Below are 15,392 nucleotides of genomic sequence, written 5' to 3'. Positions count from 1 at the left end.
CGGCATTTTGCGCTGCGTGGCGGTGTAAAAACTGGCCACCTGTAAGGTCGCCCTTTGCGGATGCGTGCCGTCGGATCGGTGTCACCGAGCAGAGCTATTATCGGTGGCGCAAGGAGTATGGCGGCCTGAAGATGGACCAGGCGCGGCGCATGAAGGAACTGGAGCGGGAGAACGCCCTGCTGAAGCATCTGGTGGCCGAACTGTCGCTGGACAAGGCGATCCTGACGGAGGCGGCACGGGGAAACTTCTGAGCCCCGCGCGGCGCCGGCGCTGTATCGATCACATCAGAGGAACGATGTCTGTCTCCGAGCGGCGGGTGTGCCGTGTGCTCGGGCAGCACCGATCGATGCAGCGCAAGGTAGCCACGCGGGGCGGATGACGAGGCGACCCTGACCGGGGACATCATCGCCCTGGCCCGGCAATATGGTCGTTACTTCTATCGGCGGGTGACGGCCTTGCTGCAAGATGCGGGATGGCATGTGAACCGCAAGCGGGTCGAGCGGATCTGGCGGCGCGAGTGTCTCAAGGTGCCGCACAGGCAACCGAAGCGCTCACGCCTGTGGCTCAATGACGGATCGTGTATCCGGCTGCGGCCTGAGTATCCCGGCCATGTGTGGCCTACGACTTCGTCGAGGGACGGACCCACGATGGCCGCAAGTTCCGGATCCTGTCGATCATCGACGATGCCAGCCGGGACTGCCTGGCCCTGCCGGTCGCGCGACGGCTCAGGAGCGAGGATGTGCTGGGTACCCTGGCCGATTTGTTCGTCACCAGCGGGCCGCCGGCGCATATACGGTCGGATAATGGTCCCGAATTCATCGCCCGGGCGGTGCGGCAATGGCTCGGGAAGGCCAGTGTGAAGACGCTCTACATCACGCCAGGTTCGCCATGGGAAGACGGATACTGCGAATCCTTCAATGGCTCGCTGCGTGATAAGCTGCTCAACGGGGAGATCTTCTACACACTGGTGAAAGCGAAGGTCCTGATCGACGCTTGGCGGTGGCACTACAACATCGTCAGGCCGCACAGTGCGCTCGGATACCGGTCCCCAGCGCCAGAGGTGAAATTGCACTAACTTTCGACCCGGACCACGCAGTGGGGCCGGTCATGCGCCCGGGTGGATCCGCACGCGCCGGCTTCGGTGGGCGGCATCGTCCCGCTCGCGCCGGACATGGCGCGGATCCACCTGCTCGACGCGGAAAGCGGCCTCGTCGTGTAACCATCGCGCGCCCTTGCGGGCGCGCGCGGCTTGCGCTCGGCCTGTCCTGCGCCGCCTTACGCGGTCAGCACGCGTCCCCGCGTCTCCGGCAGGGCGAGAGCCGCGAGGAAGAACAGGGTATAGGCTGCAACCGCAAAGATCGCGATGGCGTTGCCATACCCAACCGATTTGGTGAGAAAGCCGATCAACGCCGGAAACAGCGCGCCGAGGCCGCGGCCGAAATTGTAGCAGAATCCCTGGCCCGAGCCGCGCAGGCGGGTCGGGAACAGCTCGGTCAGGAACGGGCCCATGCCCGAGAAATAGCCGCTGGCGAAGAAGCCGACGGGAAAGCCGAGGATCAGCATCGCATCGTTGGGGATGTCAATCTGGGTGTAGGTGACGATAGTGATGATCGCGCCCGCCGAGAAGATCAAGAACAGCATGCGCCGCCCCAGCCGGTCGGACAGCCATGCCCCCGTGAGGTAGCCGGCGAAGCTGCCGAGAATCAGTACCGCGAGATAGGGCGTGCTGCCGACGATGCTCAGATGCCGATCCACCTTCAGGAAGGTCGGCATCCAGAAGGTGATGGCGTAGTAGCCGCCCTGCGCACCCGTGGAGAGCAGCGCGCCGAGAATGGTGACGAGAAGGGTTTCGCGCCCGAAGATCGCCAGCAGCCCGGGCGAGGCGTTCCGCCGCGCGGCGATGGCGATCGCCGGCTCGGCGACGTTGCGCCGTAGATAGAGTACCAGCAGCGCCGGCAACGCGCCGATCGCGAACATCACCCGCCAGGCAATCGCCGCGGGGGCCAGCGAAAACACGATCGCCTGCGACAGCACGGCAAGCCCCCAGCCCACCGCCCAGGCTGATTGCACCGACCCCACCGCGCGCCCGCGATAGGCCGGGCGGATGACCTCGCCCATCAGGATGGCGCCGGCCGCCCACTCGCCGCCGAAGCCGAAGCCGAGCAGGGTGCGGGTGATGACGAGCTGGTCGAAATTCTGCGCAAGGGCAGAGAGTAGGCTGAAGGCGGAGAACCACAGGATGGTGATCTGCAGCACTCTCACCCGACCAATACGGTCGGACACGTAGCCGGCAATCCAGCCGCCGACGGCGGAGGCCAGCAGGGTCAGCGTCGCCGCCAGCCCGGCCGGGCCGGGCGCTACCGACCATTGATGCATGATCGTGCCGATCACCAGCGGGTAGATCATGAAATCCATCCCGTCGAGGCCCCAGCCGCCGGCGCAGGCGCGGAAGGTGCGCCACTCCGCCGGGTTCATCTCCTTGAAAAATGCGCCGAGCCCGCCGCGCGTCGCGGCCTCCTCCACGCTTGTCTCGCTCGCCATTGCCATTTCCCCCTGTTGCTGGATTGTTGCGTTGTCAGAATGTCGCGGCCGCCCGCGCCGCTTGGTTATAGATGCCGGAGAGGGCGCGGAGAACGGTTGCTACATCTTCGAGTGCCGCCTCGCCAGGTCCGGTCGCGGCGGCCGCCTCGACCAGCAGGCGCTCGCGGATCTCGCCGTAGCGGGCGCAGAGCGCGATGCCGGCGGCGCTGGCGCTCACGCGCTTTTCCTTGCCCGCGCGCTCGACCTCGATCAGCCCGGCCGCCGCCAGCTTGCGCAGCGCGTAGGTGACGAGATGCGTCTCCTCGATGTCAAGCACGAGCATGATGTCGGCGATCTGCTTCGGCCGGTCGCGATGGCGGACGGTGTGCAGGATCAGCACTTCGAGCGGCGAAAGCCCCGGCAGCCCGGCCGCCGCCATGCAGCGCACCATCCAGCGCTGATAGGCCATCGTCGCGAGGTTGAGGCTGAATTCCACCGCCGACAATCCGGGCGATCGCCCCGCCGCCAGATGCGCGGAAGACACCACGGGCTCTCCCGCCGCCTTGCTTGCGGGTTTCTGCGCCACGTTGCGTCCGGGTTTTGCCGCCAAGGCCGCCTCCTCGATTTTATTGCAGCCCGACATTGACAATTTGTCGATAAATCGTCAATAAAAAATTTCAATGGCGCCATCGCTCGCTGCTTGCGCCAGGCAGGGGAGGAACCCGCATGCAGACCGGCCCGGCGACCGCTTCATCCGAACCCGCGCCCCGCTGGCGATTCTGGATCGACCGCGGCGGCACCTTCACCGACATCGTGGCGATCGCGCCGGACGGCGCGCGGCGGACGCTCAAGCTGCTGTCCGAAAACCCCGGCAGCTATGATGACGCGGCGATCGCCGGAATCCGCATCTGCCTTGGCCTCGGGCAGGACGATCCGATGCCGGTGGATGCGATCGAGGCGGTCAAGATGGGCACCACCGTCGCCACCAACGCGCTGCTCGAGCGCAAGGGCGCGCGGGTGCTGCTGCTGACCGATCGGGGCTTGGGCGATGTGTTGCGGATCGGCACCCAGGCGCGGCCCGACCTCTTCGCGTTCGACATCCGGCTGCCGAGCATGCTCTACGAGCGCGTGGCCGAAATCGGCGGGCGCATCGGCGCCGATGGCGCCGAGATCGAGACGCTCGACGAAGCGGCGGCGATCGCGGCCCTGACCGGCGCGCGGGCGGCGGGGATCGAGAGCGTCGCCATCGCGCGGATGCACGCGTGGCGCCATCCGGCGCATGAGCTGCGGCTGGCGCAACTCGCCGCCGATCTCGGCTTTCGCCAGATCTCCGCGAGCCATGCGGTCAGCCCGGTGCTCCGGCTGGTCCCGCGCGGCGACACCACGGTGGCGGATGCCTATCTCTCTCCCGTCCTGCGCCGCTATGTCGATCGTGTCGCCGCCGGCCTGCCGGGCGCGCGGCTGTTCTTCATGCAGTCGCATGGCGGCCTCGCCGAGGCGCACCACTTCACCGGCAAGGATGCGATCCTCTCCGGCCCGGCGGGCGGCATCGTCGGTGCCGTCCGCACCGCGCAGATGGCCGGGATAGACCGCATCATCGGGTTCGACATGGGTGGCACCTCCACCGATGTCGCGATTCATGACCGCGCCTACGAGCGAAGCCTCGAGACCGAAATCGCCGGCGTGCGGCTGCGGGTGCCGATGCTGTCGATCAACACTGTCGCCGCCGGCGGCGGCTCGGTTCTCGGCTTCGATGGCGCCCGTCTGCGCGTCGGGCCCGACAGTGCCGGGGCGAATCCCGGCCCCGCCTGCTACCGGCTGGGCGGCCCGCTGACCGTGACCGACGCCAATCTCTTCCTCGGCAAGCTGGCGCCGCATCACTTCCCGAAGATTTTCGGCCCCACCCATGACGAGGCGCTGGATGCCGCGGTGGTGCAGCAGAAATTCACTGAGCTCGCCGCCGAAGTCGCCGCCGCAACCGGCACCGCGCAGACGCCGGAGCGCATCGCCGAGGGGTTCATCAGCATCGCCGTCGCGCATATGGCGCAGGCCATCAAGCAGATCTCGATCCAGAAGGGGCGCGACCCGGCGGCGTTCGCGCTCGCCTGTTTCGGCGGCGCCGGCGGTCAGCACGCCTGCCTCGTCGCCGAGGCGCTGGGCATGCGGACCATCCTGATCCACCCGCTCGCCGGCGTGCTGTCGGCCTATGGCATGGGTCTGGCTGACCAGATCGTGCTGCGCGAGCAGGCGGTGGAACGCGAGCTGAGCGCCGATTCCGTGGCGTCGATCGAGGAGGTGGCCGCCGGCCTCGCCCGCGCCGCCGCCACCGCCCTGGCCGAGCAGGGGGTCGATCCCGGCGTCGTGCGGACGCTGCGCCGCGCCCAGCTGCGCTATGCCGGCACCGACACGCCCCTGCCGGTGACGCTGGACGATGCACCTGCCATGCGCGCCGCGTTCGAGGCCGCGCATCGCCGCCTGTTCGGCTTCGTCGCGGTGGACCGCGCGCTGATCGTCGAGAGCGTCGAGGTCGAGGCCGTGGCGCCGGGCGAGAAGGTGACAGAGCAGATGCTGCCCGCCCGCGCGTCCGGCCGGCCGGAGCCGATCGACCATATCCGCCTCTACAGCCGCGGCACCTGGCACGACGCCCCGGTCTTCGACCGCGAGGCCCTGTTCGCCGGCGATACGGTGGACGGCCCGGCAATGCTGCGCGAGGCCAACGCCACCACCATCGTCGAACCCGGCTGGCGCGCCGAAATCACCCCGCACAACCACCTGCTCATCACGCACCGCGCCGCAATCAGGACTGCCGCCAGCGCCGATGACGCCAGCCTCGATCCGGTGCGCCTCGAACTGTTCAACAACCTGTTCATGGCCGTCGCCGAGCAGGCCGGTGCGGTGCTGCGCAACACCGCAAGCAGCGTGAACATCAAGGAGAGGCTCGATTTCTCCTGCGCGCTGTTCGACGCCGAGGGCAATCTCGTGGCGAATGCGCCGCATGTCCCGGTGCATCTCGGCGCGATGGGCGAAAGCGTGCGGACCGTGCTGCGCCGCCGCGGCGCGGCTCTCAGGCCCGGCGATGCCATCGCGCTGAACAACCCGTTCGACGGCGGCACCCATCTGCCGGACATCACCGTCATTACCCCGATCTTCGACGATGCGGGCACCACGCTGCGCGGCTTTCTGGCGTCGCGCGGGCATCATGCCGATATCGGCGGCCGAACCCCGGGGTCGATGCCGCCCTTCGTCACCACGCTGGAAGAGGAAGGCGTGGTGATCGACGACATGAAGCTGGTCGATGCCGGCGTGTTCCAGGAAGAGGCGCTGCGCGCGGTGCTCTCCGGTGCCGCCTATCCGGCCCGCAACCCCGATGAATGCGTGGCCGATCTCAAGGCCCAGCTCGCCGCCAACGAAGCGGGCATCGCCGCGTTCCGGGCCATGGTCGACCAGTATGGCTGGCCCACCGTCGCCGCCTATATCGCGCATGTGATGAACAACGCCGAGGCCTCGGTCCGCCGCGCCATCGGCCGGCTGCGCGACGGCAGCTGGGACTACCCGATGGACGATGGCGCGCGGCTCATGGTCGCCATCAGGGTCGACCGCGCCGCCGGCACCGCCACCATCGATTTCACCGGCACCGCGCCGCAGCACAAGGGCAATTTCAACGCCCCGCCCGCCGTCACCCGCGCGGCCGTCCTCTACGTGTTCCGCTGCCTCGTCGACGATGAAATCCCGCTGAACGAAGGCTGCCTCCGGCCGCTCACCATCATCATCCCCGCCGGCAGTTTCCTCAACCCGGCACCCGGTGCGGCTGTGGTCGCCGGCAACACCGAGGTCAGCCAGGCGGTGACGGCGGCGCTGCTCGGCGCGCTCGGCGTCGTCGCGTCGGCGCAGGCGACGATGAACAACCTGCTCTTCGGCAACGCCCGCCACCAATATTACGAAACCATCTGCGGCGGCGCCGGCGCCGGGCCGGATTTCGACGGGTGCGACGCCGTCCATACCCACATGACCAACACGCGCATGACCGATCCCGAGGTGCTTGAACTCCGCTACCCGGTGCGCGTCGAAACCTTCGAGATCAGGCGCGGCTCCGGCGGCGCCGGGCGGCATCGCGGCGGCGATGGCGTGCGCCGCAGGCTGCGCTTTCTCGAACCGATGACCGTGACGATCCTCGCCTCGCGCCGCACCGTGCCGCCCTTCGGCATGGATGGCGGCGCTCCCGGCGCGGCCGGCCGGCAATGGGTCGAGCGCGCGGAGGTTGGGGGCGAGGTCAGGATCGAGGTCATGGGCGGCCGCGACCAGGCGACGATCACCGCCGGCGATTCCGTCGTCATCGAAACCCCCGGCGGCGGCGGTTACGGAAACCCGTAGAGCCGGTGGGCGTTGGTGGTGAGGATGCGGTCCCGGACCGCGTCATCCGGCGCCCAGTCCGCCAGCAGGTCGAGCAGGTCGCCGACATTGGGCATATGCGCCCAGTTCGCGACATGGGGCCAGTCCGACCCCCACACGCACCGCTCGGGTGCTGCCCCGACCAGCGCGCGGGCAAGCTCAACGGTCCGCGCATAAGGCGGCCCGTCCAGCCGATAGGCACCCGAGAGTTTGACCCAGCCGCCATCGCGCACCAGGCCGAGCATGGTGTCGAAGCCCCGCCGCCCGGCATCCCCGGCAACCGAGAAATGGCCCATGTGGTCGATCACGAACGGCACGCGCAGGCGGCTCAGCCGGCCGGCGCGGTCGCCGAGCGCGCGAACATCGGTCAGGAACTGGAGGTGCCAGCCATGCTCGGCGCAGATCGCCTCGTAGCGGTCGAGCTGGTCGAACCCGACCCCGCCGCCGAACAGCGTGTTGATCCGCAGCCCCACGACGCCTGCCTCCGCCATCGCCCGCCATGCCTGCGCCGGCAGGTCGGGCGGGCTTACCGCAATGCCCCGCAAGCGGGCGCGATGCGCCGCCACGGTCTCCAGCATCAGCCGGTTGTCGGTGCCATGCACGCTGACCTGCACCAGCACGCCATGGGTCATGCCGGTGGCGTCGAGCATCGCGAGATAGGCCTCCGGCGTCGCCGGCGGCGGGGTGTAGCTCCGTTCGGCGACATAGGGGTGTTGCGGCGGCGCGCCGATGACATGCGCATGCGTATCGACCGCGCCATGCGGCACCCTGAACCGCGCGGGACCGTGCGGGGAGGGGGCGGGGCGGGGGCAGAGAGGGCCTGGTTCGTCCATGGATGAATCCTCGCTTGCGCCCCGGGGCGCGTCAAGCGGCATTGTCACGTTAACCCCGGTCGGGCAGCAGAGCTCCGCAGTGGATGGAGATGCACAGGTGATGTCACACGTGTCCTGCCGCCAGATATCGAAGGCCTGAGAGCGGAGAGCACGGTATGCCGTGGCGGTCATGAGGTGACGCCGCGGATGGAAGTGGCAGTGGATGAACGCGTGCGCAGAATGAAAGTTTTGCGCTTGATCCGGTACTTTGAACCGCTGCATCTGCCGCTCTCGTCGTCGCGTCGGTCGATGTGAATTCTCGGCGCGGTTGTTGAGATACCGGCTTTGCCGGTGCTCTACATTGGGAAGCAGTGACCGGCGCGCCACGCCGTAGCTCTTCAGTTGTCGGTGACGATCACCCTCGGCACGTACTGCAACCCCTTCAGCAACTTTTTGAAGAAGCGCTTGGCAGCGCGGGCGTCCCGCCGCAGCTGAACGAGGATGTCAGCACGACACCATCATGATCGACGGGACGCCACACGTAATGCTGAACGCCTTGGATCCGGATAAAGATCTTATCCATATGCCACTTGTCGCTCGGACGAGGTCGCCGTCGGCGCATAGCGTGAGCGAAGCTGGCGCCAAACTTCTGACACCAACGCCGCACGGTCTCATACGAGACCGTGACGCCACGCTCAGCCAGAAGCAGCTCAACATCCAGCACAGGCTGAGGCTGAACACATGATAGAGCCAGACGGCATGGTTGATGACCTCAGCCGGGAACCGGTGGCGGTAATGAGGATCGGATGACCGCTTCATGTCCCCAGTCTTCCCCGCCTCAGGCTCCGCCGCCAGAGCCAGGCACGATTACCGTGACAATGCCCTGCGAACACCTACCCGGAATCACGTATGGCCCAACCATTCAACTTTCAATCAAAAACGTTCCGATTTCATTCCGAAATAGCCTCTGACTCTATAATTTGCTAAGTCGTGTTTTTCGGCTTGTCCATGAAATTTGCACATGGATTTTAGTTCCGCCTCCGTTGGGTTCATGCGAGATCCATCCCGCATTGCTCCCGCGCGATATCGACGAAGCGCTGCACCCGGTGCGATGCCGTCTGTGGCTTGACCGCGAGCAGCAGTTCGCTCGCCGCCCCCGGTTCGCCGAGCTTGCGGCTTGCCACGTCGGAAATGCCGATGCGCACGTAGCATTCCGGCAGGATCGCGATGCCGATCCCGGCGGCGACCAGCCCGAGCACCGAGCCGAGTTCCCGCGCGTGCTGCACTACCCGCGGCGCGAACCCGGCCTCGCTGCACAGCGTCATGAAATGGTCGTACATGCCGCAGCCGATATCGGGCGCAACACTGACGAATGTCTCGCTTCCCAGCCGAGCGAGTTCAAGCGGCCCGTCCGCCCCGGCGAGCCGGTGCCCCGCCGGCAGGAACACAGCGAGTTCGTCGCGCCAGATCCGGTGCGCGACCAGCCCCGGCCCGGCCTGGAAGTAATAGGGCGGCCGCAGGATGCCGATGTCCAGCTCCTCGTCGAGCAGCGCCTGGAGTTGCTGAGCGGTCGACATGTGCCGCAATTCGATCCCGATCTCCGGATAGCGGTCGCGGAAGGCGCGCATCAGCCGGGGGAACATGTCCAGCATCGGCACCGAGCCGGTGAAACCGAGCCGGATCAGCCCGGCCTCGCCCTTCGCCGACAGCGCCACCACCTCCGCCGCGCGCCGTAGTTCGCCTAGCGCCTTGCGCGCGGAATCCAGCAGAAGCACCCCGGCATGGGTGATCTCTACCCGCCGCCGCGTCCGGTTGAACAGGGTCGCGCCGAGTTCCTCCTCCAGTGCCTTGATCTGCATGCTGAGCGGCGGCTGGCTGACATTCAGCCGTTCCGCGGCGCGGCTGAAGCTCAGCTCCTCGGCGACCGCGACGAAATAGCGGAGCTGGCGAAGTTCCATGACTTATATTCTTTCCTGATAAGTCGGCGGTCAAGATCGTATTGGACTTTATAAGTCGCATCGCGTCGTATGCCCCAAAATGGGGAGAACGACAGCATGCTGGGATTCAGGATCAATCGCCGCGAACGCCGTGTGCCGGCCAACCTGGTGGCACGGTTCCACGACCTGCCGACCGCGAACGTGAGCGACGTGATGGCCCGCATGGCCGGCGGCGGCGCGCGGCTGCGGCCGATGCATGGCGGCGGCGTCCTCGCCGGCCCGGCGCTCACGGTCAAGACGCGCCCAGGCGACAATCTCATGGTCCATAAGGCGATCGACATCGCCCTGCCGGGCGACGTCATCGTCGTCGATGCCGGCGGCGACCTCACCACCGCGATCATCGGCGAGATCATGGCGAGCCACGCCGCCGCGCGCGGCGTCGCCGGCATCGTGATCAACGGCGTGATCCGCGACTCCGCGGCCCTGCGCGCCGGCCGCTTCCCGGTCTTCGCCGCCGGCGTCGCCCATCGCGGCCCCTACAAGGACGGGCCGGGCGAGATCAACGTCGCCATCGCCCTCGACGGCATGGTCATCGAACCCGGCGATCTCGTGCTCGGCGACGATGACGGCCTGGTCGCCGTGCCCTTCGATCATGCCGAGGCGGTCTGCGCCGCCGCTGCCGCCAAGCAGGCGGCCGAGGACAAGATCCTCGCCGCCATCCGTGCCGGTCACGGCCAGGACCGCTCCTGGGTCGACGAAACCCTCAAACGCCTCGGCTGCGCGTTCGACGCCAGCTGACAAACCATCACAATCAGGAGGAAACGATGTCATCGAGCGAAGATCTCGAGACGGCGACCATGCGTCGCGTCTACTGGCGGCTGATCCCGCTGCTGTTCACGGGCATGTTCCTGAACTATCTCGACCGCATCAATATCGGCTTCGCCGCGCTGCGGATGAACCATGATCTCGGCCTGACCCCCTCGGTCTTCGGCTTCGGCGCCAGCGTGTTCTTTCTCGGCTACATGCTGCTCGGCGTGCCGAGCAACCTGATGCTCGACCGCATCGGCGCACGGGTCTGGATTCCCGTGATCCTGGTCTTCTGGGGCGTGGTGGCGACGCTGACGGCCTTCGTCCAGGGCGCCACCAGTTTCGATGCGGTGCGCTTCCTGCTCGGCGTCGCTGAGGCCGGCGCGCTGCCGGGCTTCGCACTCTATGTCACCCAATGGTTCCCGGCGTCCTACCGCGCCCGCGCCATCGCCGGCTACATCATCGCCGGCCAGGCCGCGGCCATCTTCGGCAGTCCGCTGGCCGCCTTCCTGATCACGATGACCGATCGCGGTTTCGGCCTGCACGGCTGGCAGTGGATGTTCATCATCGAGGGCCTGCCGACGATCCTGCTCGGCCTAGCCTTCCTTTTCCTGCTCACCGAGCGTCCGGCCGATGCGCGCTGGCTCGCCCCCGAGCAGCGCGAGTGGCTCCAGCGCAAGCTCGACGAGGAGCGCGCCGCCGCCGAGCGTGTCCGCCGCTTCCGCCTCGCGGATGTCGTCACCGACGGCCGGATCTGGTCGCTCTCGATCCTGTTCGGCTGTGCGCTGGTCGGCATCTACGGCCTGCTCATCTGGCTGCCGCAGATCATCAACGCGATGGGCCACATGAGCCTGTTCGAGGTCGGCCTGCTCGCCGCCATCCCGCCGGCGCTCGGCGTCGTCGGCCAGATCGCCGTCAGCCGCAGTTCCGACCGCACCGGCGACCGCAAGGTGCATCTCGGCGCCGTCTACGTGCTCGGCGCCGTCGCGCTCGCCCTCAGCGCCGTCTGCCCCAACGCGATCCTCGCCTACGTGCTGCTCTGCGTCGCCGGCTTCGGCATTTTCGCCGGCAACCCGCTGTTCTGGAGCATGGCCACGGCGATGATGACCGGCACCGCCGGCGCCGCCGCCATTGCCTTCATCAACAGCGTCGCCCAGTTCGGCGGCCTGATCGGGCCGTGGATGATCGGCTGGGTGAAGGGCACGACCGGCAGTTTCGAGATCGCCCTGCTGGCGCTCGCCGCCTTCCTGATCATCGCCGCGCTCATCGCCTTCGCGATGCGGGTCGCCCCGCGCCCCGCGGCGGCGGCGAGCGAAGCCTGACCACCAGCGAAAGGATCCGCCCCGCCATGATCATCGATTGTCACGGCCACTACACCACGTCCCCTCCGGCGCACGAGGAATGGCGGCGCCGGCAGGTGGCGGCGGGGCCGGGCGCGCCCCCTGGCCCGGCCCCGCGCATCTCCGACGACGAGATCCGCGACACCATCATCGGCGGCCAACTTCGCGTGCAGAACGCGCGCGGCGTCGACATGACGATCTTCTCGCCGCGCGCCGCCAGCATGGCGCACCACGATGCCGACGCCGTCGGCAACGCCGCCTGGGCGGATCTGTGCAACACGCTGATCCACCGCGTCTGCCGCCTGTTCCCGCGCAACTTCGTTGGTGTCTGCCAGCTTCCGCAGGCGCCGGGCGTCTCGCCGGCGAATTGTGTCGCCGAGCTCGAGCGCTGCGTCACCGAATACGGGTTCGTCGGCTGCAACCTCAACCCCGACCCCTCCGGCGGCTACTGGACCGACCCGCCGCTGACCGACCGCTGGTGGTATCCGCTCTACGAGAAGATGGTCGAGCTCAACGTGCCGGCGATGGTGCATGTCAGCTCGTCCTGCAACCCGAACTTCCACGCCACCGGCGCGCACTACATCAACGGCGACACGTCGGCCTTCATGCAGTTCCTCACCTCCGACCTGTTCCGCGATTTCCCGACGCTGAAATTCGTCATCCCGCATGGCGGCGGCGCAGTGCCCTATCACTGGGGCCGCTATCGCGGCCTCGCGCAGGACATGGGCCTCCCGCCGCTGCCCGAGCTGCTGCTCGGCAACGTCTTCTTCGACACCTGCGTCTACCATCAGCCCGGCACCGAGCTGCTGGCGCGCGTCATCCCGGTCGACAACATTCTCTTCGCCTCGGAAACCCTCGGCGCCGTCCGCGGCGTCGATCCCGAGACTGGCCACCCTTTCGATGACACCCGCCGCTACATCGAGGCCGTGCCCTGGCTCACCGCGTCCGACCGCCAGCAGATCTATGAGGGCAACGCCCGCCGGGTCTATGCTCGTCTCTCTGCGCAGATCGAGCGCCAGGCCGCCGCATGAGCGCCGGCGCGGAAAGGGAAGGGGAAACAATGGGTTCTATGCCGGTCCGCGTCGCGGTCCTCGACGACTGGCAAGGCCTCGCCCGCGAGGCGGCCGACTGGGCGGCGCTCGAGTGTCGCGCCGAGGTGGTGTTCTTCTCCGCCCCCTTCGCCAGCGAGGACGACGCCGCCAGTCAACTCGCGGGCTTCGACGTGCTGATGGTCATGCGCGAGCGCACGGCCTTCCCGGCCAGCCTGATCGCGCGCCTGCCGCGCCTGAAGCTCTTCGCCATGACCGGCCGGCGCGGCGCCACGCTCGACCTTGCCGAGCTCGCCCGCCGCGGCGTCACGATCTGCTATGCTGACGGCGCCGATTCCGGCGAGGCGACCGCCGAACTCGCGCTCGGTCTGATCATCGCCGCCGCCCGCTCGCTCCCGGCGGGCGACGCGGCAATCCGCGCCGGCGGCTTCCAGGCGGGCGTGCCGGCCGGATTCCAGCTTGCCGGCAAGACGCTGGGAATCATCGGCCTCGGCCGCCTCGGCGCGCGCCTCGCCCGCTACGCCGTCGCCCTCGACATGAAGATTCTCGCCTGGAGCCAGAACCTGACCGACGAGGCCGCCGCCGCCGCCGGCGCCATCCGGGTCGGGAAATACGAATTGCTCGCCGCCGCCGACGTGGTCAGCCTCCACCTCGTCCTCTCCGCGCGCACCCGCGGCATCATCGGCGCCGCTGAGCTGGCCGCGATGAAGCCGGGAGCGCTGCTGGTCAACACCGCGCGCGGCCCGCTGGTCGACGAGGCAGCGCTGGTCGCCGCCCTGTCCACCGGCCGCATTCGAGCCGCCCTCGATGTCTATGACAGCGAGCCGCTGCCCCAAGGCCATCCGCTCCGCGCCTGTCCACATGTCGTGCTCTCGCCGCATCTCGGCTACGGCACGATGGAGACGTTCCGTGCCTTCTACCGCCAGGGGATCGAGAACGTCCTCGCCTTCCTCGACGGCGTGCCGGTCCGCCGGCTCGACCCTATCGCCTAGATTTTGGGTCGGAAGACCCGTCAGCATCGCATGTGCCAAGATGAGGTCTCGAAACAAAGTCGGCGGATGGGGGAAAGATCGTCCAATGCCTGAAAGCGCATTTCCATTGATGCGTCGAAGAACGTCTTTACGATCCATGGTGTCGACGATGCGGAACGTTCAGGACCACAGCTAGAGCGCGTCTGTTGATCGATGAATCGAATGTGAAGTGACTTGGGCTGGTTTGGCTGATTTTTGAGTGAGGTGGATGATGGCGAGAGCACTGAGTGATGATCTGCGGCCCCGGGTCCTGAAGGCTTCGCCGGAAGGGATGTCGGCGCGGCAGGTGGCGGCGCGGTTTAGGTTCTGAACTCAACTGATCCGTGATGTGACGGCGAGGACGAGACAGATACCCGCGAGGAAGTTTCGTGCGGTTTTGTCGTAGCGTGTTGCGATGGCACGCCAGTCCTTGAGCCTACAGAAGGCGCGCTCGATGAGATTGCGCTTTCTGTAGGCGACGGGGTCGAAGGCCAGTATGGCGCGGCGGTTGGGCATCGGCGAGATCACTGGCCTGGTGCCTTGGGGGTGAGGAAGGCGCGGAGGTCATCGGCGTCGTAGGCTTTGGCGGCGATCGGGTCTTCTGGCGGCGGCATGGTGGGCAGAAGGGCTCGGGTGCCGCTGATGTCGGATGCCTGTCCTGGCGTCAGGAGGACGGCGGCGATGCGCCCCTGCTCATCCGCGACGGCGTGGATCTTGGTCGTCCGTCCACCCCTAGACGAGGCCCGCACTCCGCTAATCTATGCCGAAATCTACGCCAAATGTTCTAACGACAGACAAGCTGATGAGATCGTAGCTCTCCAGATTGTTGGGTGCCTGTGAGGTGCCGCGACGGGCGAGATCGTTCGGCGCCACGCAGGTTACCCAAGGAAACTCGCACAAGACCTGGGCGCGGTTGCCCGGAATGCCATCCAGCGGACCGGTGCGGATCGTAAGATCAATTGCCTCATCCGCGAGATCGGCCATACGGTCGCTTCCGCGCAAATTGCGTTCGGTCTGCTGCAATTGGTCTCGGGCGTGTTGCGGGAGCGGCACCAGGCAGGTCGTGAGGATAGACGTCGGCGCCGTGATGCGTACTCGGCCTGCGACGCAATCCCTCGACGCAACACTGATTGCAGCATCGGCCTTCTCTATCCCTCGCGTGACTTCCCCCGCCAGTGGCAGCAGGCGCTCGCCATCCTCGGTGAGTGAGACGGCATGGGTGGAACGGTTAAGCAGCCGTATTGTCCGTGCTTGTTCAAGCCTGCTGATCGTCTTGGGCACGTCGGGGTCGTCATGCCGAGGCAACGCCCGGCCGCTGCGAAGGACCCCGCCTCAGCGACGGCCAGGAAGCATGGCAGCTGGGTCATTGTCAGGGGTGACGATGTGGGCATGATGTCAACACTATTTGGGCTCCAATGGCGCTTCAAGCGGCTCCGCAATCCGACGATATTGCGGTTCATGCCAAGGAGCGTTTCATCATGAACATGATCCATGCCCAACCTTTTCTCGACGTAATGCATGCGAAGGC

12 protein-coding genes and 2 pseudogenes are annotated in these 15,392 nt (G+C 67.2%); 6 read left to right on the top strand and 8 right to left on the bottom strand.

Annotation, left to right across the window (positions count from 1 at the left end; translation table 11 throughout):
* Positions 1-56: 56 nt before the first annotated feature.
* A pseudogene (locus APM_RS00610) lies at positions 57-1,075 on the top strand (IS3 family transposase); the annotation flags it as partial.
* Between the two features lie 200 nt (positions 1,076-1,275).
* Here APM_RS00610 and APM_RS00605 read toward each other — a convergent pair.
* Entirely contained in the window at positions 1,276-2,541 is a 1,266-nt protein-coding gene (locus APM_RS00605; protein WP_007421414.1) for an MFS transporter, read from the bottom strand.
* A gap of 34 nt (positions 2,542-2,575) precedes the next feature.
* A complete protein-coding gene (locus APM_RS00600; RefSeq protein WP_241763081.1) occupies positions 2,576-3,130 on the bottom strand; it encodes a winged helix DNA-binding protein in 555 nt (184 codons plus the stop codon).
* A gap of 116 nt (positions 3,131-3,246) precedes the next feature.
* Here APM_RS00600 and APM_RS00595 point away from each other — a divergent pair, with 116 nt between their 5' ends.
* Positions 3,247-6,891 (top strand): hydantoinase B/oxoprolinase family protein, encoded by a 3,645-nt coding sequence (locus APM_RS00595; protein ID WP_007421412.1) that lies wholly within the window; start codon positions 3,247-3,249, stop codon positions 6,889-6,891.
* On the opposite strand, the gene APM_RS00590 is transcribed toward APM_RS00595, so the two are convergent.
* From APM_RS00590 to APM_RS00580, 3 genes and pseudogenes are all read right to left on the bottom strand, one after another.
* The gene (locus APM_RS00590) at positions 6,876-7,742 is read right to left on the bottom strand and encodes an amidohydrolase (RefSeq protein WP_013640326.1); all 867 of its coding nucleotides are present in this window, start codon (positions 7,740-7,742) and stop codon (positions 6,876-6,878) included. The genes APM_RS00595 and APM_RS00590 overlap by 16 nt on opposite strands.
* A gap of 120 nt (positions 7,743-7,862) precedes the next feature.
* A pseudogene (locus APM_RS20065) lies at positions 7,863-8,540 on the bottom strand (IS6 family transposase); the annotation flags it as partial.
* 230 nt (positions 8,541-8,770) lie between these two features.
* Complete coding sequence (locus tag APM_RS00580; RefSeq protein ID WP_007421410.1) at positions 8,771-9,679, bottom strand: LysR family transcriptional regulator; 909 nt, start codon at positions 9,677-9,679, stop codon at positions 8,771-8,773.
* A gap of 96 nt (positions 9,680-9,775) precedes the next feature.
* Between APM_RS00580 and APM_RS00575 the strand changes: the two genes are divergently transcribed.
* From APM_RS00575 to APM_RS00560, 4 genes are read left to right on the top strand one after another with little or no spacing between them, the layout of a single operon-like run.
* Positions 9,776-10,456, top strand: a complete 681-nt coding sequence (locus APM_RS00575) for an RraA family protein (RefSeq protein WP_007421409.1) — start codon at positions 9,776-9,778, stop codon at positions 10,454-10,456.
* Positions 10,457-10,482: 26 nt separating this feature from the next.
* Positions 10,483-11,787 (top strand): MFS transporter, encoded by a 1,305-nt coding sequence (locus APM_RS00570; RefSeq protein ID WP_007421408.1) that lies wholly within the window; start codon positions 10,483-10,485, stop codon positions 11,785-11,787.
* 26 nt (positions 11,788-11,813) lie between these two features.
* Positions 11,814-12,836, top strand: coding sequence for an amidohydrolase family protein (locus tag APM_RS00565; protein WP_007421407.1), 1,023 nt, complete (start codon positions 11,814-11,816; stop codon positions 12,834-12,836).
* Positions 12,837-12,865: 29 nt separating this feature from the next.
* Positions 12,866-13,846, top strand: coding sequence for a D-2-hydroxyacid dehydrogenase family protein (locus APM_RS00560; RefSeq protein ID WP_353850787.1), 981 nt, complete (start codon positions 12,866-12,868; stop codon positions 13,844-13,846).
* Between the two features lie 351 nt (positions 13,847-14,197).
* Here APM_RS00560 and APM_RS00555 read toward each other — a convergent pair whose 3' ends face one another.
* From APM_RS00555 to APM_RS00545, 3 genes are read right to left on the bottom strand one after another with little or no spacing between them, the layout of a single operon-like run.
* The gene (locus APM_RS00555) at positions 14,198-14,392 is read right to left on the bottom strand and encodes a transposase (RefSeq protein WP_007421405.1); all 195 of its coding nucleotides are present in this window, start codon (positions 14,390-14,392) and stop codon (positions 14,198-14,200) included.
* Positions 14,389-14,613: a transposase gene (locus APM_RS00550; protein ID WP_007421404.1), complete on the bottom strand. Its 225-nt coding sequence runs from the start codon at positions 14,611-14,613 to the stop codon at positions 14,389-14,391. Before APM_RS00550 ends, APM_RS00555 begins: the two co-directional genes overlap by 4 nt.
* 4 nt (positions 14,614-14,617) lie before the next feature.
* On the bottom strand, positions 14,618-15,145 hold the full coding sequence (locus tag APM_RS00545) for a LysR family transcriptional regulator (protein WP_013640323.1): 528 nt from the start codon (positions 15,143-15,145) through the stop codon (positions 14,618-14,620).
* Positions 15,146-15,392: the final 247 nt, after the last annotated feature.

This window comes from Acidiphilium sp. PM, assembly GCF_000219295.1.
Taxonomy (GTDB): Bacteria; Pseudomonadota; Alphaproteobacteria; order Acetobacterales; family Acetobacteraceae; genus Acidiphilium; species Acidiphilium multivorum.
This window is presented reverse-complemented; position numbering and strand designations above follow the sequence as displayed.

What these genes read in the sequence shown, in the direction of transcription:
- APM_RS00570 (WP_007421408.1), top strand. Translation starts at nt 10,483, where the DNA reads ATGTCATCGAGCGAAGATCTCGAGACGGCGACCATGCGTCGCGTCTAC.
- APM_RS00580 (WP_007421410.1), bottom strand. Translation starts at nt 9,679, where the DNA reads ATGGAACTTCGCCAGCTCCGCTATTTCGTCGCGGTCGCCGAGGAGCTG.
- APM_RS00595 (WP_007421412.1), top strand. Translation starts at nt 3,247, where the DNA reads ATGCAGACCGGCCCGGCGACCGCTTCATCCGAACCCGCGCCCCGCTGG.
- APM_RS00605 (WP_007421414.1), bottom strand. Translation starts at nt 2,541, where the DNA reads ATGGCGAGCGAGACAAGCGTGGAGGAGGCCGCGACGCGCGGCGGGCTC.
- APM_RS00590 (WP_013640326.1), bottom strand. Translation starts at nt 7,742, where the DNA reads ATGGACGAACCAGGCCCTCTCTGCCCCCGCCCCGCCCCCTCCCCGCAC.
- APM_RS00560 (WP_353850787.1), top strand. Translation starts at nt 12,866, where the DNA reads ATGGGTTCTATGCCGGTCCGCGTCGCGGTCCTCGACGACTGGCAAGGC.
- APM_RS00565 (WP_007421407.1), top strand. Translation starts at nt 11,814, where the DNA reads ATGATCATCGATTGTCACGGCCACTACACCACGTCCCCTCCGGCGCAC.
- APM_RS00575 (WP_007421409.1), top strand. Translation starts at nt 9,776, where the DNA reads ATGCTGGGATTCAGGATCAATCGCCGCGAACGCCGTGTGCCGGCCAAC.